General features: G+C 64.2%; 19 protein-coding genes. 9 read left to right on the plus strand and 10 right to left on the minus strand.

Going from position 1 to position 22,242, the window contains the following annotated elements:
• Nucleotides 1-16: 16 nt before the first annotated feature.
• Entirely contained in the window at nt 17-1,012 is a 996-nt protein-coding gene (gene waaC, locus AC1Z32_RS24505) for a lipopolysaccharide heptosyltransferase I (protein ID WP_483481343.1), read from the minus strand.
• Between the two features lie 147 nt (nt 1,013-1,159).
• Complete coding sequence (locus AC1Z32_RS24510; RefSeq protein WP_483481345.1) at nt 1,160-2,560, minus strand: phosphomannomutase/phosphoglucomutase; 1,401 nt, start codon at nt 2,558-2,560, stop codon at nt 1,160-1,162.
• 455 nt (nt 2,561-3,015) lie between these two features.
• Between AC1Z32_RS24510 and AC1Z32_RS24515 the strand changes: the two genes are divergently transcribed.
• From AC1Z32_RS24515 to AC1Z32_RS24535, 5 genes are all read left to right on the plus strand, one after another.
• Nucleotides 3,016-4,278 carry an oligosaccharide flippase family protein gene (locus tag AC1Z32_RS24515; RefSeq protein ID WP_483481347.1) on the plus strand — a complete coding sequence of 421 codons (1,263 nt, stop codon included), beginning with the start codon at nt 3,016-3,018 and terminating at the stop codon, nt 4,276-4,278.
• On the plus strand, nt 4,275-5,081 hold the full coding sequence (locus AC1Z32_RS24520) for a glycosyltransferase (RefSeq protein ID WP_483481349.1): 807 nt from the start codon (nt 4,275-4,277) through the stop codon (nt 5,079-5,081). The genes AC1Z32_RS24515 and AC1Z32_RS24520 overlap by 4 nt, the downstream gene beginning before the upstream one ends.
• Before the next feature lie 108 nt (nt 5,082-5,189).
• Nucleotides 5,190-6,329: a glycosyltransferase family 4 protein gene (locus AC1Z32_RS24525; protein ID WP_483481351.1), complete on the plus strand. Its 1,140-nt coding sequence runs from the start codon at nt 5,190-5,192 to the stop codon at nt 6,327-6,329.
• Nucleotides 6,330-6,350: 21 nt separating this feature from the next.
• Entirely contained in the window at nt 6,351-7,400 is a 1,050-nt protein-coding gene (gene galE, locus AC1Z32_RS24530) for a UDP-glucose 4-epimerase GalE (RefSeq protein ID WP_483481353.1), read from the plus strand.
• Nucleotides 7,401-7,479: 79 nt separating this feature from the next.
• Nucleotides 7,480-8,589, plus strand: a complete 1,110-nt coding sequence (locus AC1Z32_RS24535; RefSeq protein ID WP_483481355.1) for an MraY family glycosyltransferase — start codon at nt 7,480-7,482, stop codon at nt 8,587-8,589.
• 56 nt (nt 8,590-8,645) lie between these two features.
• On the opposite strand, the gene AC1Z32_RS24540 is transcribed toward AC1Z32_RS24535, so the two are convergent.
• Nucleotides 8,646-9,341, minus strand: coding sequence for a dienelactone hydrolase family protein (locus AC1Z32_RS24540; RefSeq protein WP_483481356.1), 696 nt, complete (start codon nt 9,339-9,341; stop codon nt 8,646-8,648).
• Between the two features lie 44 nt (nt 9,342-9,385).
• Nucleotides 9,386-9,625, minus strand: coding sequence for a hypothetical protein (locus tag AC1Z32_RS24545; RefSeq protein ID WP_483481357.1), 240 nt, complete (start codon nt 9,623-9,625; stop codon nt 9,386-9,388).
• Between the two features lie 705 nt (nt 9,626-10,330).
• On the opposite strand from AC1Z32_RS24545, the gene AC1Z32_RS24550 reads away from it, so the two are divergent.
• Complete coding sequence (locus tag AC1Z32_RS24550; RefSeq protein WP_483481358.1) at nt 10,331-11,797, plus strand: hypothetical protein; 1,467 nt, start codon at nt 10,331-10,333, stop codon at nt 11,795-11,797.
• A gap of 19 nt (nt 11,798-11,816) precedes the next feature.
• On the opposite strand, the gene AC1Z32_RS24555 is transcribed toward AC1Z32_RS24550, so the two are convergent.
• The gene (locus AC1Z32_RS24555) at nt 11,817-12,275 is read right to left on the minus strand and encodes a hypothetical protein (RefSeq protein WP_483481359.1); all 459 of its coding nucleotides are present in this window, start codon (nt 12,273-12,275) and stop codon (nt 11,817-11,819) included.
• Nucleotides 12,276-12,512: 237 nt separating this feature from the next.
• Here AC1Z32_RS24555 and AC1Z32_RS24560 point away from each other — a divergent pair, with 237 nt between their 5' ends.
• A complete protein-coding gene (locus AC1Z32_RS24560) occupies nt 12,513-12,839 on the plus strand; it encodes a hypothetical protein (protein WP_483481360.1) in 327 nt (108 codons plus the stop codon).
• Nucleotides 12,840-12,894: 55 nt separating this feature from the next.
• Here AC1Z32_RS24560 and AC1Z32_RS24565 read toward each other — a convergent pair whose 3' ends face one another.
• The 5 genes from AC1Z32_RS24565 to AC1Z32_RS24585 form a co-directional block, all read right to left on the minus strand.
• Complete coding sequence (locus tag AC1Z32_RS24565) at nt 12,895-15,123, minus strand: polysaccharide biosynthesis tyrosine autokinase (protein WP_483481361.1); 2,229 nt, start codon at nt 15,121-15,123, stop codon at nt 12,895-12,897.
• Nucleotides 15,124-15,200: 77 nt separating this feature from the next.
• On the minus strand, nt 15,201-16,355 hold the full coding sequence (locus AC1Z32_RS24570; protein ID WP_062609936.1) for a polysaccharide biosynthesis/export family protein: 1,155 nt from the start codon (nt 16,353-16,355) through the stop codon (nt 15,201-15,203).
• Between the two features lie 50 nt (nt 16,356-16,405).
• Nucleotides 16,406-17,785, minus strand: coding sequence for an undecaprenyl-phosphate glucose phosphotransferase (locus AC1Z32_RS24575; protein ID WP_483481362.1), 1,380 nt, complete (start codon nt 17,783-17,785; stop codon nt 16,406-16,408).
• A 139-nt stretch (nt 17,786-17,924) separates the two neighbouring features.
• Complete coding sequence (locus AC1Z32_RS24580; RefSeq protein WP_483481363.1) at nt 17,925-19,454, minus strand: mannose-1-phosphate guanylyltransferase/mannose-6-phosphate isomerase; 1,530 nt, start codon at nt 19,452-19,454, stop codon at nt 17,925-17,927.
• A gap of 143 nt (nt 19,455-19,597) precedes the next feature.
• Nucleotides 19,598-20,596, minus strand: a complete 999-nt coding sequence (locus AC1Z32_RS24585) for a GlxA family transcriptional regulator (protein WP_483481364.1) — start codon at nt 20,594-20,596, stop codon at nt 19,598-19,600.
• Nucleotides 20,597-21,270: 674 nt separating this feature from the next.
• On the opposite strand from AC1Z32_RS24585, the gene AC1Z32_RS24590 reads away from it, so the two are divergent.
• Complete coding sequence (locus AC1Z32_RS24590; RefSeq protein ID WP_483481365.1) at nt 21,271-21,582, plus strand: hypothetical protein; 312 nt, start codon at nt 21,271-21,273, stop codon at nt 21,580-21,582.
• A gap of 169 nt (nt 21,583-21,751) precedes the next feature.
• A complete protein-coding gene (locus tag AC1Z32_RS24595; protein WP_483481366.1) occupies nt 21,752-22,204 on the plus strand; it encodes a GDP-mannose mannosyl hydrolase in 453 nt (150 codons plus the stop codon).
• Nucleotides 22,205-22,242: the final 38 nt, after the last annotated feature.

The following is a 22,242-nucleotide window of genomic DNA, read 5'->3' on the forward strand; positions in this document are numbered from 1 at the left end:
GCGCACGATAAAAACGCTACAGCAGGCCGAAGCCCGCAAGCGCGGTCTTGACTTCGGAAAGCGTCGGATGCCGGCTCGCGTCGCCGAGATTGACCACCTCCGGCGACCAGTAGCCGCCGGTGCGCCAGGCGGTCGAGAAATTGTACAACTCGACGGTCGGGCGCTTCAGCGCCGCGGCAATATGAACCAAGCCCGTATCGACGCCGACGGTCGCCGCGGCGCCGTCGATCAGGCCGACCACCGCGGGCAGCGAAAGCCTGGGCGGCACGATCGCGGCCGCGCCGAATTCCTTCGCGAGCTTCTCGCTCGTCGCGCGTTCGGCGTCGCTGCCCCACGGCAGCACGATCGACGCGCCGCGCGTTACGAGCGCCTGCCCGAGTTCGATCCACGCGGCTTCGGGCCACTGCTTGTCGGCGCGCGACGTGGCGTGCACGAACACCACGTAAGGCACCGGAAGATTCAGCCCGAGCGCGGAGACGGCGAGCGTCGCGCGGCGCGTGTCGAGGCCGAAGTCGATGTCGTCGGACATCTGCGGCTTCGGCAGATCGAGCGCCGCCGCCACGAGCTGCCGCGTGCGCTCGACGACATGCGTGTGCGGCTCGATCGGCACGCGCCGGTCGTAGAAGAAGCGCACCGGCCATTCGTAGCCCGCGCCCTCGGTGCGATTGCCGAGCCCGACCAGCGGCCCGCGCGCCCAGCTCGCGACCCACGCGGTCTTGATGAGCCCCTGGCAGTCGATCACGAGATCGTATTTCTCGGCGGCGAGCTCGCGTTTGAACTTGCCGATCTCGCGCCAGTTCGCCGGCGATGCGAACGCCTTGCGCCAGCGCCGCAGCGAAAACGGGATCGCGCGATGCACGCCGTGCACCAGCTCGACGAGACTCGCGAAACTTTCCTCGACGAGCCAGTCGATCTGCGCATCCGGATAGCGGCGGCGGATGTCGGCGATGGCCGGCATGTTGTGAACGACGTCGCCGAGCGACGACACGCGGACGATCAGGATCTTTTGCACGCTGTGAATGGAAGGCGCGGACCGCGCGGCAGAGGAAGCAGGAAAACGGGGATTTTAGCGCGCGGCGCGCGTCGGATAAGCAAAAAAAGCGGCGCGATCTCATTGACCGCGCCGCTTTTCATCGGGCATGCACGACGCCCGCGGGGCTTAGAACGGCAACTTCGCGTCCGGCTTCTCCGCCAGAATCACCCGACGGAAATCCTCCTGAATGCGCTTCAGCGCAGCGTCATTGTCCGCCTCGAAACGCATCACGACGACCGGCGTCGTGTTCGACGAGCGCGCGAGCCCGAAGCCGTCCGGATATTCCACACGCAAGCCGTCGATGGTCAGCACGTCGTCCGCGCCGGTGAACTTTGCGTTCTGTTGCAGCTTCGCGATCAGCGCGAAGTTCTCGCCCTCTTCCAGCTTCAGTTGCAATTCAGGCGTGGAAAGCGAATTCGGCAGATCGTTGAGCAGCTTGCTCGGATCGGCCACGCGCGACAGGATTTCGAGCATGCGCGCGCCCGTGTACAAGCCATCGTCGAAGCCATACCAGCGGTCCTTGAAGAACACGTGGCCGCTCATCTCGCCCGCGAGCGGCGCGCCGGTTTCCCGCAGCTTCGCCTTCACGAGCGAGTGGCCCGTCTTCCACATGACCGGCTCGCCGCCCTGCTCGCGCACCCACTTCGCGAGATTGCGCGTGCACTTCACGTCATAGATGATCTGGCCGCCCTTGTTGCGCGACAGCACTTCCTGCGCGAACAGCATCAACTGGCGATCCGGATAGATGACCTCGCCATCTTTCGTCACGACGCCGAGGCGGTCGCCGTCGCCATCGAACGCGAAGCCGATTTCGGCATCGGTTTCCTTGAGCGCCTTGATCACGTCCTGCAGGTTTTCCGGATGCGCCGGGTCCGGGTGATGGTTCGGGAAGTTGCCGTCGATGTCCGTGAACAGCTCGACCAGCTCGCACCCGAGCGCCTTGAACAGCCGCGGCGCAAGCCCGCCCGCAACGCCATTGCCCGTATCGACGACGATCTTCATCGCGCGCACCGGCTTCACGTCCGACACGATGCGGTCGAGATAGATCTGCGACACGTCGAACTCGGTGTAGCTGCCTTCGCCCGTCGTGAAGTTGCTATCGACGATGCGCTTGTACAAGCCCTGGATCTGGTCGCCGTAGATCGCGGCGCCGCGCAGCACCATCTTGAAGCCGTTGTAGTCGGGCGGATTGTGGCTGCCCGTCACGACGATGCACGAATCCACGCGCCGCTCGCCCGAGGGCAAGGGCAGCGGCACGCTCGCCGCGAAGTAGCCGACGGGCGTGGGCACCATGCCGACATCGACGACATCGACGCCCGCCGCGCGCAGGCCGTCCGCGAGCGCGCCGACGAGTTCCGGGCCGGACAGGCGCCCGTCGCGCGCGACCACGACCGAGTCGCCGCCCTGGGCTTTGATCTCGCTGCCGAAGGCCTGGCCGATGCTTTTGGCGACATCCTTGTCGACCGTCTTTCCGACGATGCCGCGAATGTCATATGCCTTGAAGATGGATTGGGATACTTGGCTCATGAGATGGCTACCTCTTCTCTATTAATTGATCAATTCTCGGCGATGCAGCCATGAGGGCGTGCAGGTCGTGACTGTTTGCGCGCCGGTGCAGCGGGCAGCGCGCGAACGACTGCCAGATGACGTATCGAATTTTGCCTATGCGTCTGTTAAATCAATACGAAAGAAACAATTGGAAGCAAATAAATGCAAAAGAAACGCCAGCGGCGGGCGGGCCTCGGATCGCACTTTATAATCGCTGTCTTTCGGCGCTCTCATGGCTGCGCGCGCTGGGACAATCCCAGCTCAAGCCTGCGCGTTCATTCTAATCCAATGCTCAAACGCTCTTTCGCCTCCATGTCTTCAAATGAGGCGCGTCTGCTCGCAAACACACAAAACTTGATCGATTACGCGCTTCCGCGAGACGGTCAGGCTTGGGTAGCACACGCCGTGCCCGCTTGCGCGGCGGGCCTCGCCGCATGAAGGCGTTGACGCGCTCGGGCAATCCGGACGTCGCACGCGCGCTCGCCAATATCGCCTGGCTCGGGCTCGAGCGGCTCACGCAGATCGCGGTCGCCATCGTCATATCGGGCCTGCTCGCGCGCTATCTGGGCCCCGACGATTTCGGCAAATGGCAATACGCGAACACGCTCCTGCTCGTGATCGCGCCGATCACCTGGGTCTGCGGCGCGGAGATTCTCGTGCCGACGATCGTCAACCGCCCGCCCGCCGAAACCGGCGCCGTGCTCGGCAGCGCGTTCGTGCTGCGCATAGGCGTCTCGGTCATCGCGCTCGTGCTGACATGGCTCTGGATCGCGGTGGGCGGCACCGACCCGATGGTCGGCCTCATGCTCGCGGGTCTCGCCGTCACGATGCTCTTTCGCGAGCCGTTCATCGGCGTCGTCAATTCGTGGCTGCAAAGTCTCACCTACAGCAAGCCGCAGCTCATCGCGAGCATGATGGCAGCCATCGCGAAAGCAGCGCTCGTCTTCGCGCTCGTGCGCCTCGCCGCGGCGCCGCCCGCTTTCGGCTGGCTGTGGGCGCTCGAAGCCGCGGCGATCAGCGCGGCGCTCGTTGCGTATTACATGCGCCGGCATGGCGGCAAGCTCGGCTGGCATTTCGACCGCGCGCTCTTCAGACATTTTGCGAGCGCGGGCACGGTGTTCTGGCTCGGGCTCATCTGCATGTATCTGTTCCTGAAGCTCGACCGGCTCATGCTCGCGCATCGCGTATCGTTCGCGGAACTCGGGCTTTATTCCGCCGCGCAGCAATTGAATGAAAACTGGATCGCGCTCGCGCTGATGCTCTCGCAGACCATCGCGCCCGCATTCGTCTATCGCGTGCAGGACACCGCGCGCCTGAAACGCAACCTCGTGCGGCTCTTCGCGATGACCGCCGTGCTGATGATCGCGGGCGCGGCCGTCCTCGATGCGCTCGCGGGCTTCATCATCGCGCGCGTGTTCGGCCCGAACTACGCGGGCGCCGCCGATATTTTCCGCTGGGCCGTGTGGCTCTCGGTGCCCGCGGGCATCGAGGCGATCGGCAATCTCGTCGTGCTGAAATATCAGGCGAAGTACGTGCTCCTGTCGAAGTGGCTGTTCGCGCTCGCGGTGGCGTTCGTGGTGAACTGGATCGCGATTCCGCGCATCGAAGGCTACGGCGCGCTGATCGGGCTCGCGGCGGGTTACGTCGCGGCGGCTTCGGTGAACTTCTATTACATTCGTTTCCGGCTGCGCGCATGAGTGATCTATCCGACGTCGCTGTGTTGATGCCCGCGTTCAACGGCCAGGCCGATGTCGAACGCACGCTCGCGTCGTTCAGGGAAACGTCGGCGGTGCACGTGCTGATCGTCGATGACGGCAGCACGCCGCCGATCGTCGCGCCCGCCATCGAAGGAATGAAGGTCGAGATCCTGCGCATGCCGAAGAATGGCGGCATCGAGCGCGCGCTCGAAGCGGGCGTCACGGAACTCGCCGCGCGCGGCGTGCGTTACGCGGCGCGCATCGACGCGGGCGATCTCGCGACGCCCGGCCGCCTCGCGAAGCAGCGCGCGTACATGGAGGCGCATCCGCGCGTCGCGGTCCTGGGCATGTGGACGCACGTGGTGTCGACGCAAGGCGCCCCGCTCTTCGACCTTACGCCGCCGGCCGCGCCCGCCGCGATCCGCCGCACGATGCTCGCGCGCACGTGCTTCACGCATCCGTCGCTGATGCTGCGCGTCGATGCCGTGATCGAGGCGGGCAACTATCGCACGCAGTATCGCGCCGCCGAGGATCTCGATCTGATCCTGCGATTGTTGCAGCGTCACGACGGCGCGAACCTGCCCGAGTTCGGCCTTTTCTACGAGCTGAACGAAAGCGGCATCAGCGCGACCAAGCGGCGCGCGCAGGTGATGTCGACGCTGCGCCTGCAATTGCGTCATTTGCGTGTGACGAATCCGCTCGACTGGGCGGGCATCGCGAAGAGCGTCGCGCATCTGGTGTTGCCGTATCGCGCGTTGCGCAGTCTGAAGGCGAAATTGCTGAAAACCGCATCTTCCGCGTAACGATGATTTTGTCGAATTCTTTTTGTTTAGTTTTGCGCTACGTTGAGCGCACGGCGAATCCGCGTGAATCATGCAGCGCGATCGATGCCGTCGAACCATGACTTCCGGATGACGAAAGAAAAGTCGAGTCTTCGCATCGCCCTCGTCTGCAACACGGCGTGGGCGATCTACACCTACCGGCGCGGCGTGCTGCGCATGCTGACCGCGCGCGGCGCGCAAGTGACGATCATCGCGCCGCGCGACCGCACCTTCGAGCCGCTCACGGAAATGGGCTGCCGCTGCGTCGAGCTGCCGGTGGCATCGAAGGGAACGGACCCGCGCCAGGACATGAAGACGCTCGCCGCGCTTTATCGCGAATATCGCGAAACGCGCCCGCATATCGTGTTTCACTACACGATCAAGCCGAACATCTACGGCTCGCTCGCCGCGATGCTCGCGCGCGTGCCGTCGATCGCGGTGACGACCGGCCTCGGCTACGTGTTCATCCAGAAGAGCCGCACGGCGCAGGTCGCGAAGATGCTGTACCGTTTCGCGTTCCGCTTTCCGCGCGAAGTGTGGTTCCTGAACCGCGACGACCACGAAGCGTTTCTGCACGAGAACCTGCTCGCGCATCCGGATCGCGCGCGGCGTCTGCACGGCGAAGGCGTGGATCTCGATGAATACGCGTTCGAGCCGCTTCCCGCGCGCGAGGATTTCGTGTTCATCCTGATCGGCCGGCTGCTGTGGGATAAAGGCGTGGCGGAATATGTGGAAGCCGCGCGCAGAATCCGCGCGAAATTTCCGCACGCGCGTTTTCAATTGCTCGGGCCGGTCGGCGTCGACAACCCCAGCGCGATCAGCCGCACCGACGTGCAGAAGTGGGAGGCCGAGAATATCGTCGAATATCTGGGCGAAGCGAACGACGTGCGGCCGCTCGTGGCCGCGGCGGATTGCGTCGTGCTGCCCTCATATCGCGAAGGCGTGCCGCGCACGCTGATGGAAGCCTCGGCGATGGGCCGCCCGATCGTCGCCACCGATGTGCCCGGCTGCCGCGAGGTGGTCGAGCACGGCGAAAACGGCCTGCTCTGCGAGGTGAAGAGCGCCGACAGCCTCACCGAGGCGCTCGAGCGCATGCTGACGCTGCCCATCGCGGAGCGCGAAGCAATGGCGCGGCGCGGCCGCGAAAAAGTCGCCCGCGAATTCGACGAAAAGAATGTCGTCGAACGCTACAAGGGCACAATACATGCCATTACCGGCATTTCACTCTGATTCGATTCACTGGGAGAGCACATGACGAATGGCACACAGTCGCAGGTTCAGGCGACGAAAGGCACGATTCTCGTGACGGGCGGAGCGGGCTTCATCGGTTCGCACACGTGCGTCGAATTGCTCGATGCGGGCTACGGCGTCGTGGTCATCGACAATCTGGTCAACAGCCGCGCGGAGTCGATGAACCGCGTCGAGCGCATCACCGGCAAGCGCGTGTCGCTGTATGAAGCCGACGCGCGCGACGAAGCCGCGCTCAACCGCATCTTCGACGCGCACGATATCACCGGCGCGATCCACTTCGCGGCGCTGAAAGCCGTGGGCGAATCGGTCGCGAAGCCGGTCGAGTACTACAGCAACAATATCGGCAGCCTGCTCGCCGTGCTCAAGGTGATGAAAGAGCGCAACGTGCGCAACTTCGTCTTCAGCTCGTCCGCGACGGTGTACGGCGTGCCGAAGAGCGTGCCGATCGACGAATCGTTCCCGCTCTCGGCGACCAACCCTTACGGCCAGTCGAAGCTCATCGCCGAGCAGATTCTGCGCGATCTCGAAGTCTCCGATCCTTCGTGGCGCATCGCGACGCTGCGCTATTTCAATCCTGTCGGCGCGCACGAGAGCGGTCTGATCGGCGAAGATCCGGCGGGCATTCCGAACAATCTGATGCCGTACGTCGCACAGGTGGCCGTCGGCAAGCTGGAGCGCCTGCGCGTGTTCGGCAGCGATTACGATACGCACGACGGCACCGGCGTGCGCGATTACATTCACGTCGTGGATCTGGCGCGCGGGCATATCGCGGCCATCGACGCGCTGAAGACGCTCGACCGCAGCTTCGTCGTGAATCTCGGCACAGGGCAAGGCTACAGCGTGCTCGATGTCGTGAAGGCCTTCGAAGCCGCGTCGGGCAAGAACGTGCCGTATGAGCTGGTGCCGCGCCGCCCCGGCGACGTCGCCGCCTGCTACGCCGATCCGGCCGCCGCCGCGGAACTGATCGGCTGGCGCGCGGAGCATGGCATCGAACGCATGTGCGCGGATCACTGGCGCTGGCAGTCGCAGAATCCGCAGGGATTCGCGTAAAGTCTCGCTGCGCCCCGCGCCGGCATTTGCTTCGGCATGAGCGCGATGCGGGGCGGCTTCTCTCAACCGGTTCTATTTCATGCTTAGTTTCGCGCTTGCTTTTCTGGTCTCGCTGCTCATGACCTTGTTGATCGTGCGCTTCGCACACCTGCAGGAAGGCGTGCTCGGCGACACCGATCTCGCCGGCGTGCAGAAATTTCACGCGCGGCCCGTCCCGCGCATCGGCGGCGTCGGCATCATTTGCGGGCTGACCGCATCGGCCGTGCAGTTGCGATGGGGCTATCCGGCCGTGTCGGGCGGGATTCTCGGCATCGTCGCGTGCGGGCTGCCGGCGTTTCTCTCCGGGCTCATCGAAGACCTGACCAAGCGCGTCTCGCCGCTCGCGCGCCTCATCTGCACGATGGCAGCCGCGGGTCTCGCCTACGCGTTCCTCAATATCGCGGTCACGCGCATCAGCGTGCCGCCGCTCGATTTCCTGCTGTCCTACGCGGTCATTTCGTGCGCGGTGACGGTGCTCGCCGTCGCGGCGCTGGCGAACGCGGTGAATATTATCGACGGCTTCAACGGCCTGGCCTCGATGGTCAGCTTCATGATGTTCGCCTCGCTCGCCTACGTGGCGTTCCAGGTGCACGATCCGGTCGTGCTGTCGGGCTCGCTCATCATGATGGGCGCGGTGATGGGCTTCTTCATCTGGAACTTCCCCGCCGGGCTGATCTTTCTCGGCGACGGCGGCGCGTACTTCGTCGGCTTCATGCTGGGCGAGCTGTCGATCCTGCTCGTGATGCGCAACCGCGACGTCTCCGCGTGGTATCCCGTGCTGCTCTTCATGTATCCGATCTTCGAGACGTGCTTTTCGATCTATCGGAAGAAATTCATTCGCGGCATCTCGCCCGGCATTCCGGACGGCGTGCATCTGCATATGCTCGTCTACAAGCGCCTGATGCGCTGGGCCGTGGGCGCGAAGAACGCGCACGAACTGACGCGGCGCAATTCGCTCACGTCGCCGTATCTGTGGCTGCTGTGCCTGATCGCGGTGATTCCCGCGACGCTCTTCTGGCGGCACACCCTGCATCTGTTCTGCTTCGTCGTCGTGTTCGCGGCGACTTACGTGTGGCTCTACATGAGCATCGTGCGCTTCAAGGCGCCGCGCTGGCTGGTCTTTCGCCGGCCGCACACGGTGAAGAAGTGATTCGGCTCGAATGATGCAAACGCCGCCCTCTACCGGGCGGCGTTTTCGTTTGCACGTTACGTCAGGTGCTTCCTGAAGAACTCGGCGGTGCGGCCGTTGGCGAGTTGCGCGGCGGCCGCGTCGTAATGCACGCCGTTGTTGCGCGCGAACGCGTGATGGCAGCCGGGATACGTGAACGCCTCCACATTCGCGTGCCCCTGCACCGCCGCGAGCACGCGATTACGCGCGTCGGCGGGAATGAATTCGTCTTCTTCCGCGAGGTGCAGCATGAGCGGCACCTTGATCTTCGGCAGTTCGGCGAGATGCTGGTCGGTGCCGCCGCCGTAGTAGGAAACCGATGCATCGACATCGGTGCGCGCGGCCGTCAGAAAGGACAGCAACCCGCCCAGACAGAAGCCGACCGAGCCGATCTTGCCCTTCACCTGTGACAGACCGCGCGCGAAGCCGATGGTCGCCGCAATATCCTCGACGCCCGTGTTCAGGTCGAACGCGGTGTAGTACTTCATCGCCTGCTGCCATTCGGCTTCGGTCTTGTCGGTGAGCTCGACGTTCGGCTCGAGCCGCCAGAACAGGTCGGGGCACAGCGCGACGTAGCCCTGGCGCGCATACTCGTCGCACGTTTCGCGCATGTCGGCGTTGATGCCGAATATCTCCTGGATGACGACCACGGCGGGCGCGGGCGTCTGCGCGGGATAGGCGACGTACGCGTCGAAATTACCGTCGGGCGTTGAGATGCTGAGCATGTCGGACACAGAAGTCTCCTTTCGGGTTGGGCTGCGAGGTGGATCGCCCGTTATTATGCGGCGGCCTTGCTCCTGCCGAGATAGGTCTTGAGCACGTCGGACAGTTCCTTGATGAGCAATTGCCATATCGTCAGGTCGTTTTTGTCGTCTTCGATGCGGCTGCTCTCGCGGAACACGAAGCGGATGAGCGCGAGCAAGGGCACCGCGACCAGCGCCGCAATCACGATGATGGGTGTGACAAGCAGGCCGCTCGTGGCGGGATCGGCCTTGTACGTGCTGTAGAACAGCCGCATACCGAAAGAACCGGTCCAAGGGCACGTGGCGTCTCCATGCACCTCGTCCGAATGGCTAATGCGAAGTCGAAGGAAAAAGCGTGGGGTTAGCGAAGAAACGACGCGACATGCCTTGCGGCAAGCACCTATTCGATACGCGAAAAATCACGCGCACGCCAGCATCGAGCGACGCGGCGACAAGAAAGAACCCCGAGCGAGACAACCGCTCACCTCGGCGATGATCGCGAGTCCCCGGATGAAATCGACGTGATCGATCGATCGGGGCCTTGCATGCGTGTCGCGCCGAACAAGCCCATGCCGTTTCCCTTCTGCGAGGGTCGTTCGTTCTCTCGTGTGGCTCGCACGGCCAGAGCCGGGCGTCCTCGTGGGCCTGCTTTCCCAAAGACAGCGGGATACCTCGTATCGGCGCGCGCACGCGCATCGCGCATATTGGTTGGTCTCACGCCGGATTGCGGGTTCCGGCCATGCAATCTTCGGTCGATTCAACCGCCGCGGCCCGCCAGAATCCCGTGCTTTGCGGACATGGCGCCAACGCGCGCGCCTCGCCGCAACGCAACGACGAAGCCCTCCGCGCGAAGCGTGGCGCAGCCCACAATCGCATCCGTCCATTCGCGCCGAAGGCTAGTCGCGAGCCGCCGCAGCAAAAGCACGCACTCGGAGCCGCTGATATATTCGCCGAAAAAATACGGGGTATCCGGGGGCGTCATGCGCAACAAATTCGCCGTCGTCTGGATCTGGCTCTGCCTGCTTCCGCTCGCCTTCGATTTCAAGGGCGCGGAGACGGCCAGCAAGGTCATTGAGATTCTGCTCACCGTGACCTCGATGGGCGCGGCCTGCGCGATCCTCCTGATCGCGCCGCGTTTCGCGCGCCGCTCGCGCACGCGTGCGTTCGTCACGTCGCTCTTTCTGCTCACGATGCTCGGCAGCGTCGCCACGCATCTGCTGCAAGGCAACGACCCGGGCAACTACACACGCGTGATCCTGCCGTTTCTGCTGATGCTGCTCGGCTTCTTCGTCGGCTGCCGTCCGTGGGATCCGCAACGGCTGGAGCAGATCGAGCGCGCGATGTACGGGTCGATGATCGCATCGCTCGTGTTCAGCCTGGGCATCGGCATCGCGATGGGCGGCGGATTCGAAAACGCGGGCCTGAGAAACGTGCCGGTCACATTCCTGTGCCTGCAAGGACTGCTGCTTCACGAAATCGTCTTCGCGAAGCGAATCGCCGGCTCTGCCGTGCTGCTCTTTCTCGCGACCATCGTCATCGAGCTATTCGACGGGACGCGCACGCTGCTCGCCGGCACCGTGGTTTTGTTCGTGTACGCGGCATGGCTCGCCGCGCCGTCGATCAAGCCGCTCTTCGGCGCGGGCCTGCGCGCATTCATGATTCTGACGCTGCTCGGCGCGATGACAGCCGCATCGGCCGCGCTCTTCCCCGCGGTCGCCGAGCACTTGATAGAGCGGCTGTCATTCGTGAAGGACATACCGTCCGGCAGCGACCCGGCCACGGTCACGCGTCTTGCGCAGATGAAGGATCAGTACGATCAGACGGTGTCATCGCCGTTGTCCATCGCCATCGGCAAGGGCTACGGACACGACTATCGCTATTCGCCTTCGTATCTGCCCGATCTCGCCGGCCAGATCAGCAGCACGGATTTCTCCGCGGTCAGGCTATGGGGCGCCGGCCGCGATTTCTGGGTGTATCAACTGTTCGCGGGCGGCGTGCTGTTCGGTCTCGCGATGCCGATCGCGATCCTGTGGGCGCTCTGGCGCGCCTCGATGGCGTATCGCGCGTGGCGGCTCCGCGCGGCCAACACGCTTCATCTCCCGGTGCTCGGGCGCGCGCTCTTCGTGCTCGCGGCGCTGCCCGCGACGACCATCGGCGGCAATCCGCTCGGCAACCGCTTCTCCGGGCTCGTGTTCGGTGTCGCGCTCGGCCTGGTGGTCGCGTCGTATGCGCGCATTTCGTACGCGATGCACATGCGCGACGCCGAAGCCGCCGGGCGCAAGCCGCAGCATCGTTATCCGTTCTACGGCGCGCCGCCCGAGATGCGCCCGCACGACGCGCCGCTGTCGGAGATCCTGCCGGCGGACATGTCGCACGCGTCCGGTCTCGCGCAAGGGCAGGAACGCCGCGAGCCGCCAGAACCCGGTTCGCTCGCGCCTTACGTCTGATCCGGACTGGCCGCGTCGTTTACTGCGCAGGCAAATGTGACCGCAGATACGGCGCGAAACCGTTCTGCACGGCGATGATCTTCGTCGCGCAGTCGTCGAAATCGGAGCCTCGCGCGCGCTCGTCGCCGTACATGCCCTTGCATTGCGCGAAGAGCGAAATGGTCGCGCCGCTGCCGTTAGCGACGCGCGTCGCCGAGAACACCGGCTTGCCGGAACCCGAAGGCACGTCCGTTTCGATCGCGGCGTCGTCGGCGCGCGTCAGGCGTTCCTTCGAGTTCTGCTCGACGTAAGTTTTCGTGAGCTTCCAGGCCGCGTCGCATTGCGCGGCGTCGCGGCACGCAACGGTCGCGTTGCGTTGCGCTGTGTCGAGCGATTGCTGCGAGAGCAGGAACGTGCGTTCCTTTTGCTGCTCCTTTTCGGCGGACGAACACGCGGTGAGGACGATCGATGCGACTGCGAGAGCGATGAGCTTTTTCACGGGCGGACAGCCTAAAAATCAGGTCGGACGGCGATTATAACGACGCCCGCTTTCGCCTCGCGGGAAACGCCGCTTCATGGCGTACCCGCCGGCATGAATGGCAGCATCCGCCTGACTTTTGGCGTCGGCCCGCTCGGGTGCGCAATATCCTGTTTTCATGCGCGGCTCGCAGGCGGAGCGATTCGAAGGCGCCGCTTTCCCCAACCCGATGACTGACCGACACGCCCGGAGGAATCCATGAAACACGATCTGCGCACGGCGCTCCTGTCGCTCGCGATGACCGTTCTCGCGCCGTGCGCGCTCGCCGCATCGGCCACCGCGCACGCGCAAACGGATCTGGCCGACGGCCTGTCGTCGACGGACGCGTTGCTGGCGCAACAGAACGGCTATGTGGGGAATCCCGCGGGAGGCGCGCGGCTGCGTCCGGGCGCACGCAAGGCGGACGCGAAGTCCATGATGATGCCGCGAAGCGCGGCCGCGACGCTCTATCCGGCGCCGCCGGGCCTGAAGCCGCCGGTGTCGAACGCGGCGCGCGCGCGCGATATCTATAAGTCGCCGTATTGAACTCGCCGACAATGAAAAAGCCGGGGACGCGCCCCGGCTTCGACCCCGCGATACCTCACTCCGCGATGCTTTCGTAGCCGTAGTAACCGGCGTAGGTGCTTCCCATCAACACCTTCGATTGCGGAACATCCGTGAGCAGCACGCCTTTCATGTGCACGCCGCCGTGATACAGGCGCTTCATCGTTTCACCGATCTCCTGCACCTGATTCTTGCCGTGCCGCACGACGAGCAGGCTCGTGCCCGCGTGCCTGCCGATCACCGTCGCATCGGTCACCGCGAGCACCGGCGGCGTATCGATGACGACGACATCGTAGAGCTGCCTGAGCTCGCCGAGAATTTCGCCCAGCCGGTCGCTCGCGAGCAGCTCCGCGGGATGCGAAGGCAGCGAGCCTTTGGGAATGAGATCGACGCCGGGCAGCACGTCATGCAGGATCGTGCTCATCGGGTCGGCGCCCATCAGCACGTCGGAAAGGCCGGGCGAATGGCGCACGCCGAAATGCGAGTGGATGTCGCCGCGGCGCATGTCGCCGTCGATCAGGAGCACGCGCTTTCTCGTCGAGGCGACGAGCGTCGCGAGGTTCGCCGAAAGAAACGACTTACCCGCTTCAGGGCGCGAGCCCGTGAGCATCACGACGTTGTTGCGGGCATCGCCGAGCTGCAGTTGCAGCGACGTGCGCAGCGTGCGGATGCCCTCGACCGCCGCATCTTCGGGCGCCTGCGCGGCGAGCACGTGCAACCCTCCGCGGCGCAGGCCGACCTGGCGCTGCAGGCGAAGCTGCTGCGTGCTGCGCGGCACGATCGCGAACACGCGCGTGCCCAGTTGCCGTTCGATCTCTTCCGGACGCTCCACGCCGCCATAGAGCGACTTGCGGATGAACGCGACGATAACGCCGAGCACGAGACCGATGCCCGCCGAAATCAGGATCACGAGCGCGCGCTTCGGGCGCACGGGATCGTCGGAGACCTGCGCGAGATCGACGATGCGCACGTTGCCCACCTGCCCCGCCTTCGCGATGCGCAACTGCTGCGTGCTGCTCAGGAGGTTCGTGTAGAGATCGGTGTTGACGCGCACGTCGCGCATGTAGCGCAGCGCGGTCTGCTCGGTATCCGGCAGCGTCGACACGCTCTTGCCGAGGCGCGTCTGCGCGTTGGTGAGCGCGGCGATCTGCGCATCGAGCGCCTGCACCGAAGGGTGATTCGCCGTGAAGCGCAACCCGAGTTCCGCGCGCTGCTGCTGGAGATCGGTGAGCTTCGTCTTGTTGTCGACGATCTGCTGCAGGAGCAGCCGGCTTTCCTCGTTGAGATCCACCGAGCCCTGCTTGTTGCGAAACGCGCTGTAGCGCTGCTCGGCTTCGTCGAGCTGCTTCTTCGCGACCGGCAACTGTTGCTCCAGAAACGCGAGCGTATGCTCCGTTTCGGCGGTGCGCCTCGCGGCATCCTGCTGCACGTAACGGTTCGCGATGTTATTGACGATCTCCGCAACCTGCTTCGGATTACTACCTTCCAGCGATACGCCGATGATGCCCGACTGCAATGCGGTCTCCGCCACGGTCAGCCGCTGTTGCAGACGGTCGATCGTGGTGGGCGTCGAAAAGCGCTGCAGTTCGAACTGCACGCCGGGATGGCCGACGAGCTTGTCCACCTTCAGCGTCACCGGGCCTTGCACGGTCGTGCCGGACGCCTCCCGGCCGACGTGGCCCGTGAGGATCGCGACGCCGTCCGGGGCGTTCAGCGCGTAGGTGCCGTTTTCGCCCGCGACGAGCGTGAACTTCTTGTCGAAGAAATCCTTCGGCGTCTCGAAGAGCGGCACCTCGATCTGCTCGCCGCCCCATGCGAAGCGCGACAGATAGCCCGGCGGCACCGGCTTGTTGAGCATGGAGAACACGCTGCCCACCAGCCCGCCGACGACAGGAAACGAACGCGGCGACGCGCCGATGTCGAGATGCAGGCGCCGCACCGTATCGTCGATGACGAGGCGCGAGCGCAGCAACTCGATTTGCGCGGCGGTGAGGGACTTCGCTTCCGGCATCTGCGGGACGGCCTGCGCCGCCTTGGCGCCGGCGTTCGCGTTGGTGTTGTTGCTGGCCTCTTCCACCTGGATCATCGCGTCCGCCTTGTAGGTCGGCGTCGCGATGAATGCATAGGCGGTTCCGAGCGCGACCACGGCGAGCATGACGACCGTCACGAGTTTCCAGTTGCCCATCACGGCCGCGAGATAGTCGGACAACCGCAATTCGTCGCCTGTCGATACGTCCGTGTATCGACTATCGAAGTTCATCGCCATGGTATCGCTCGCTTGTCTTTTTTGAAGTCGAACAATTTTCCGGCGCGCCCCCGTGCGCGCCGGTCAGACGCCTGCTATTACTTCGTCAGCACCGCGGCCGTCAGACCCGCGTTGATCGCCGGCAGCAGCAGGTTCAACACGCGCGAGAAGCGGACGAGCCCGTTGTTGTCCACATAGACGACGTCATGCGGCTGCAGCTCGAAGTTGTTCGCGAGCAGCATCGATACCGGCGAGCGCGCATCCAGGTGATACACCTCCGGGTTGTCGGTCTGGCCGTTGCGGATCACGTAGAGCTGCTTCGGATCGGACGTCTCGGCGTTGAAGCTGCCCGCCTGCGAGATCGCGTCCGAGAGCGAGAGCCTGCCGCTTCGCATCGGAATGACCGTGGCCGGACGCGTCACTTCGCCCATCACGTAGACGCCGTTCTCGTCGCGCGCATCGACACGCAGCGCATCGCCCGGCTTGAGCATGATGTCCGACGGGCTGTGGCCCTTCGCGGTCATGCCGGCCATGTTGATCTTGTACGTGACGCCATCGCGGATCAGCGTGACGCGGCTCTGGTCGGCCGTCGGCGCGAAACCGCCCGCGCGGCCGATCGCCTCGGTGAGCGTCATCGGAATGTCGTTGATCTGCTGCGAGCCCGGCGTGCGCACGTCGCCGTCGATATACACCTGCGACGCGCGGAAAGACGCGACACGCACCGTCACCTGCGGCTTAACGAACACCTTCGAGAGCTCGTTGTACAGCTCGCGCTGAACCTGCGTCTCGGTCTTGCCCGCCACATGCAGCGACCTGTTCACGTACGGGAACTGCAGATTGCCGTCCGCATCGACGACGAAGCCCGGCGCCGCATCCGACGTGCGCGTCTGGTTCGGCGGCTGGCCGAGCGCGGCGACGAGCTCGGGGTGATCCCACACCGTGATCTGCAGCACGTCGCCGACGCCGAGCTTGTACGGCCCCGGCTTGCCGTAGAGCACCGCGTTCGGATCGTTCGTGGCAGACGGCTGCGCGGTGCGCATCTTCTTTACGAGCGCGGCATCGATCGTCGTGATCGGAATGTTGGTCGTGGTCGCCGGATCGCCCTGGTCATTCGACGTCTCGACGAGCTGCGCCGGCGTCTCCATGCGCATGCCCGGCGCGAGCCCGCAACCCGTGAGGATCACGGAAAAGGAAGCTGCCGCAGCCAGGCTCGTGAGGCGGAAGATGCGCGACACGTTGGTATTGGCGGCCATGGAGGTGGTGCCCGGTTGTTGTTGGTTGTGCATGATGGTCGTCCCCTGCATCAGTAAGCGTTGGTGTGGCGTAGTCCCTTGAAGATCGTTGCGGCGATGATTCTCATATCGAGCCCGAACGACCAGTTACCCAGGTAGTACAAATCGTGAGCGACGCGTCCTTCCATCTTTTCGATCCGATCAGTTTCCCCACGAAAACCGTTGACCTGGGCCCAGCCGGTGATGCCTGGCTTGATCCGGTAACGATGGATGTACCCCGATACGACCTTCTGATACAGGTCGTCATGTTCGAGAGCGTGTGGACGCGGGCCCACGACCGACATGTCGCCGCGCAGAACGTTGAAGAACTGCGGCAGCTCATCGAGGCTGGTACGGCGCAGGAACGCCCCGATACGGGTCACGCGCGGATCGTTGCGCGTGGCCTGGCGGAGCACTCCGGCCTGTTCCGTGTGCATGCGCATCGAACGGAACTTGTAGATGGTGAAGACGCGGCCGTCCGCGCCCTTGCGGCGTTGCTTGAAGAGCACGGGCCCGCGCGACGTCAGCTTGATCGCGAGGGCGATGCTGATCAAGAGCGGCGAGACGGCGATGATCGCGCCGAGCGCGAACACGCGGTCGAAGATTTCCTTCTGCAACTGCGCGGACTGCGACATCGGCGACGCGACGAGATTGATCGCGGGCTGGCCGAGCAGGTCCGTGACGCCGCTTTCGAAGAGCGCGAGGCTGCGCACATCGGGAATGAAACGCACGTTGACGAGATCGTTGCGGAATTCGTTCACGAAACGCAGGATCGTGCGCTCCTCGGAAAGCGGCAGCGCGAGCCATACTTCGTGCACGTTGCGCGTGCGCACGAAATCGATGAAGGTGTCGAAGTTATCGAAGACCGGCACGCGCGTGTTCAGGCGCGCCTTGCCGGGGGCCGCATCGAATACGGCGTTGACGCGAAAACCCGTGTCCTGCGAGCGTTCGATCTTGCGCAGGATCGAGTCGCAATGTCTGCCGCAGCCGACCACCGCCACCTCATGCAGGTTCATGCCCGCGTTGCGCATGCGCGCGAGGATCACGTGCGTGATGAGACGGCCGGCGATCATGAGGCCGCCGGACATCGCGGTCCAGTAGGCGAACCAGAGGCGCGAGACGTAATCGAGCCGATGCAGCGAGAACATCAGCGCGAGCGCGCAGCCCTGCACGACGAGCCAGCCGAGCGAGACCTGACAGGCGAGCTGGAGCTTGCTGCGGCCACGCCATGACTGATAGACGCCGAAGCCCGGAAAGAGTGCGAGCGAGAACGCCGCCGCGAACGCGACAAACGCCATCGAGTAGCTATGAGCCTCGATGTACTCGAACCTGATTTGCGATGCCACCGCAGCGCCGCCGACGATCATCAAGACGTCGAACAGGCGCGCGAGCAATCCTTGTAAATCGCGCATGTCATTTCCCCGGAACGCAATCAGCCCTGTACCGCCTCTTTGGTCTCCTCCCTCGCGTGAACCCGTCTTTTGCGATTAAAAGCCGCGCTGCAAAGAAGTTTCTTCTGTTTTTACGCGTCGTGCCGTGGTCCTGCGAACATCAGTTGCGTCCATACGTGTCGTCGAAGCGCACGATGTCGTCTTCGCCGAGATAGCTGCCCGACTGCACCTCGATGATCTCGAGCGGCACCTTGCCCGGGTTCTCCAGGCGATGCCGCACGCCGAGCGGAATGAACGTCGATTCGTTCTCGCTCAAAAGGAACTGCTCCTCGCCGCGCGTGACGAGCGCCGTGCCGCACACGACGACCCAGTGCTCCGCGCGATGGTGATGCATCTGCAGCGACAGCTTCGAGCCCGGCGACACCACGATGCGCTTCACCTGGAAACGCTCGCCGTGCTCGATCGAATCGTAGAAGCCCCACGGGCGGCGCACCTTGCGATGCGTGTCCGCTTCGGGTGCATGCTGCTCGCGGATGCGCGCAACGAGCCCCTTGATGTCCTGGACGCGCGAACGGTCCGCGACCAGCACGGCGTCGTCCGTCTCCACGACGATCACGTTGGTCGTGCCCACGCACGCGACGAGCCGCCCGCCTTCGGAGCGCGCATAGCTCGAGGTCGCGCCTTCGAACACCACGCGCCCGCTCGCGACGTTGCCGGACTCGTCCTTGTCCATCGCGTCCCATACGGCGTCCCACGAGCCGAGATCGGACCAGCCCGCGACGAGCGGCACGACCACGCCGTCGCATGGCTTGCTCGGCGTGCCGATATGCTCCATGACCGCATAGTCGATGGAATCGGACGGCGCGCGGCCGAATTGCGCCGCCTGCGGACGAAAGAACTTGCCGTCGTCCTGACCTTCCTTCGCGGCGGCCGAACACGCGGCATGCATGTCGGCGTTGAGCTGCTTCAGCGCCGCGAGCCACACGCTCGCGCGCACGACGAAGATGCCGCTGTTCCACCAGTACGTGCCGGCCGCGACGTATTGCGCGGCGAGTTCGGCCGCAGGCTTCTCCACGAAGCGGTCGATGCTGTGCGCGCCGTCGTCGAGCGCCGCGCCCAAGCGGATGTATCCGAACCCGGTGTCGGGGCGCGTCGGCGGAATACCGAGCGTCGCGATCACGCCGCGCTCCGCGTGCTCCGCCGCAATCGCGATTGCGCGATGCAGCGCGGGAATATCGGCGATGGAGTGATCCGCGGGCATCGCGACCATGATCGCGTCCTCGCCGTCCTTCACCGCGGCGAGCGCCGCGAGCGTGAGCGCGGGTGCGGTGTCGCGGCGCGCGGGCTCGACGATGATGCGCGCATTCACGCCGGATTCGCGCGTCTGCTCCTCGGTGGTGAAGCGATGCTCCTCGCCGCACACGATGATCGGCTCGCCGTCCACCTTGAAGTCGCCCGAGAAGCCTTTCAGGCGCGAGACCGTGGCCTGCAGCAACGAGTCACGCCCGACGACGCCGATCAGTTGCTTAGGGAATTGTTCACGCGACATCGGCCACAGGCGCGTGCCCGAGCCGCCGGCGAGGATGACGGGGACGAGGCGTCGGCAAGGCCCGGCCGCCACGGCCGGGCCCGCCTCCACGCCTGCTGCTCCCTGTGCCACCCCACCTTTCGTGCGTGCTTCATTCGTCATAAAGAAAACTCCTGCCTGCATGTTCATACGAACGGCCCATGCCGCCCGAGAATGATTAAGTGCCGCACCGTTCAGGTCCGGCCAAATGTCCGACGCTTTACGCCATCGTTGGTGCTTCAGCGACCCGCCTCACACTTCGCGGATCAGCCGTTCGCCTCGCGCCTGCTCTGCATCCGGTATTCCGTCGGCGAGATCAGAAGACGCTTGCGGAAAATCTTGGCGAGCCTGTCGCCGTTGCCCATGCCGCTTCGGCGCGCGATCTTGTCGACCGGCAGCTCCGAATCCGTCAGGAGCGCGCACGTCACCGCGAGACGCGCCTGCAACAGGTAATCGGACGGCGTGATGCCCATCTCGATCTTGAAGCGGCGCAAAAAGTTGCGCTCGCTCATCGCGGCCACCTGCGCCGCATCGACGACCGAAATCGGCCGCTCACAGTTGTCCTGCAACCAGCGTGCCGCAGCGCGGATCTTGTCGCCCGCGGAGGCCGCGCCGCTGTCGCCGAGAATCGACACGAGCTTCGCGGCGGAACCGGGCATCAGCCGCTCGGCCACGCTGCGCGACACGTCGATGCCCAGATCGCGCTTCACGATGAGGAGCGCGCCCTTCATCGATTCGTAACGGTCGCCCGCATCGCCCTGCTGCTCCTCGCGCACGAGATGAATCATCGCGCTGCCGTAGCGCTGCGCTTCCTGCGCCTGGCCGATGCCCGCGGCGTCCAGCACCTTGCGGCCTTCGGAGATGGCACGAACGACCGTGGTCTTCGACTGCACGCGGCGCAGCCACTCGACGATGCGATCGTCCTTCGCGGCATCGTCGGCGCCGCGGCCGCCCGCGACGAAGAGCGCATCGAAGCCGCCGTAATGGCGCGCGTCGAGCCCATCGGTCCACACGCGCACCGACGACGAGCACGCGACATTGCCGCCCTCGACGGACAGAAAGCGCACGTCGTAGGTGCAGTCCGCGCGGGACTTCGCCGACGACAACTCGTTCGCCATGTGGAAGACCTCCGCGACGATCCCCGCGCCGAGCAGGGAAAAGCCGTCGAAAAGCAGGATCGCGATTTGTCGGACCTCGGTTTGCGAGGCTCTCGTCGCGGGGGGCATCCAACCCGTGACAGCGGGTTCTAGATTGGCGTAAGGCATGGTCATCCTCTGCTGCTTGTTTCCTGGAAGGCGCGGAAGAGTTTGTCGGCCATTGCGGCGCATCAAGTGACTTTCCCGAACTTCGCCGGGTTGCCGTGACCGATTGGAACGAAGTGATGGCGGATTCGATCCGCTGGCTTGAATAATAAGCAGACAATCTTTTTTGTGCTCTAGATTTTCGCGCTTAAACCACAAAATCTGTTCCGCTGTGAGGGTGAGCGCACATTGATATCCCTCCCCAAATTCCGTAAAGCGGTTTTTCGGAAATCGAAAACGAAAATACATTTGTCATACAAAGCCGCGCGCCTGGCGCTAGCGCGCGCCGGATGCGGGCCTGCCGGATCGGACAGCCGGACCATCAAGGGGCCTCGGGGCGTGGCCCGGCAAGGATCCCGCGCCCGCCTCGCTGCTTCATCAGAACAAATAAATTGATTCATTTGTGAAACACCGCATCGGGCTGCATCCACAGCGTGCATCCCGGAAATCGGAAAATTTTGGTGCTGTCGTTACATTTTCAAACTCCATGTAATCGATATTTACAAAGCCGATTAATCGACGGAATTCGATGTCCCGTTAATTAACTTCGGTTTTCGCTTAATCGGATTTTTATTCCACGGACGATTTTCCGCGCGGCAATTAATCATTTATTCAATGCCGGGACCAGGCGCTTTCATATGACTTTAGATGCTGCGCTGCGCAACACGCATTCGGGGCCCGAAGCTGCATGTGTCGGGGACTTGCGCGGCGAACGCGGCGCTCGGCGTATTGGGGTTTTTGCGGCGGCGCACGCTTTGTCGCCATTTTCCGAAGCCCCGAAATTAGGTTTCGCAATGTTCGGCGGAAAGGGCTTAAATCGGCGTGCACGTTCGCGGATTGCCGCACGGAAGTTTTCCGATGGCGGCGCGGCATCGGGACCGGTCAAGTTTGCCGCCCTTGCCGCGGCGCGATGGGCGACTTTGACACGCACCGGCATGTTTCACTCGTGAAATTCGGCAAGCCATCGCCGGGCCGGCCGCCCGAATGCGTTCAAGTTCGAAACACGGGACGCCGCATCTCGCATCGATCCGACGAAGCGCGCCGGCGCGTGCGCGTGCGCACGGTCAGGCGCCGACGCACGAATCATCGTTTGATGTGGTGCGTCATCACGGAGCGAAGATGCTGAGCAAAGCGGACTTTCTGACGGTCGTGCGGCTCACGCCGCTGGTGTCGATCGACCTCATCGTCACCGACGGAAAGCGGCGCATCCTGGTCGGCCACAGGCGCAACCGGCCGGCCCAAGGCACGTGGTTCGTGCCGGGCGGGCGCATCGGCAAGAACGAAACGCTCGACGCCGCATTCAGGCGCATCGTCAAGAACGAGCTCGGCGTCGCGAGCGCGGAACGTTCGGCGTCACGGTTCTTCGGCGTCTACGAACATCACTACGACGACAACTTCGCGGGCGCGGAGGGCATCGGCACGCACTACGTCGTGCTCGCGTACACGATGACGTTGAGCGGCACCGTGCCGATCGGCCGCTTCGATCAGCACAGCGAATATCTGTGGCTGCTTTCCGACGAACTGCTCGCGCGCGACGACGTGCACGAGAACACCAAGGCCTACTTCCGCTGATCCCCGATAAAAGCGCGCGCCGGAAAGGCAAACGGCGC

The organism is Caballeronia sp. 11_S32, assembly GCF_056930355.1.

Bases quoted from the DNA above. Each gene is read 5' to 3' on its own strand.
- AC1Z32_RS24515 (WP_483481347.1), top strand. From the start codon at position 3,016: ATGAAGGCGTTGACGCGCTCGGGCAATCCGGACGTCGCACGCGCGCTC.
- AC1Z32_RS24585 (WP_483481364.1), bottom strand. From the start codon at position 20,596: ATGCCTTACGCCAATCTAGAACCCGCTGTCACGGGTTGGATGCCCCCC.
- AC1Z32_RS24560 (WP_483481360.1), top strand. From the start codon at position 12,513: ATGAAACACGATCTGCGCACGGCGCTCCTGTCGCTCGCGATGACCGTT.
- AC1Z32_RS24570 (WP_062609936.1), bottom strand. From the start codon at position 16,355: ATGGCCGCCAATACCAACGTGTCGCGCATCTTCCGCCTCACGAGCCTG.
- AC1Z32_RS24565 (WP_483481361.1), bottom strand. From the start codon at position 15,123: ATGGCGATGAACTTCGATAGTCGATACACGGACGTATCGACAGGCGAC.
- AC1Z32_RS24580 (WP_483481363.1), bottom strand. From the start codon at position 19,454: ATGACGAATGAAGCACGCACGAAAGGTGGGGTGGCACAGGGAGCAGCA.
- AC1Z32_RS24550 (WP_483481358.1), top strand. From the start codon at position 10,331: ATGCGCAACAAATTCGCCGTCGTCTGGATCTGGCTCTGCCTGCTTCCG.
- AC1Z32_RS24575 (WP_483481362.1), bottom strand. From the start codon at position 17,785: ATGCGCGATTTACAAGGATTGCTCGCGCGCCTGTTCGACGTCTTGATG.
- AC1Z32_RS24525 (WP_483481351.1), top strand. From the start codon at position 5,190: ATGACGAAAGAAAAGTCGAGTCTTCGCATCGCCCTCGTCTGCAACACG.
- AC1Z32_RS24595 (WP_483481366.1), top strand. From the start codon at position 21,752: ATGCTGAGCAAAGCGGACTTTCTGACGGTCGTGCGGCTCACGCCGCTG.
- AC1Z32_RS24520 (WP_483481349.1), top strand. From the start codon at position 4,275: ATGAGTGATCTATCCGACGTCGCTGTGTTGATGCCCGCGTTCAACGGC.
- AC1Z32_RS24510 (WP_483481345.1), bottom strand. From the start codon at position 2,560: ATGAGCCAAGTATCCCAATCCATCTTCAAGGCATATGACATTCGCGGC.
- galE (WP_483481353.1), top strand. From the start codon at position 6,351: ATGACGAATGGCACACAGTCGCAGGTTCAGGCGACGAAAGGCACGATT.
- AC1Z32_RS24545 (WP_483481357.1), bottom strand. From the start codon at position 9,625: ATGCGGCTGTTCTACAGCACGTACAAGGCCGATCCCGCCACGAGCGGC.
- AC1Z32_RS24535 (WP_483481355.1), top strand. From the start codon at position 7,480: ATGCTTAGTTTCGCGCTTGCTTTTCTGGTCTCGCTGCTCATGACCTTG.
- AC1Z32_RS24590 (WP_483481365.1), top strand. From the start codon at position 21,271: ATGACTTTAGATGCTGCGCTGCGCAACACGCATTCGGGGCCCGAAGCT.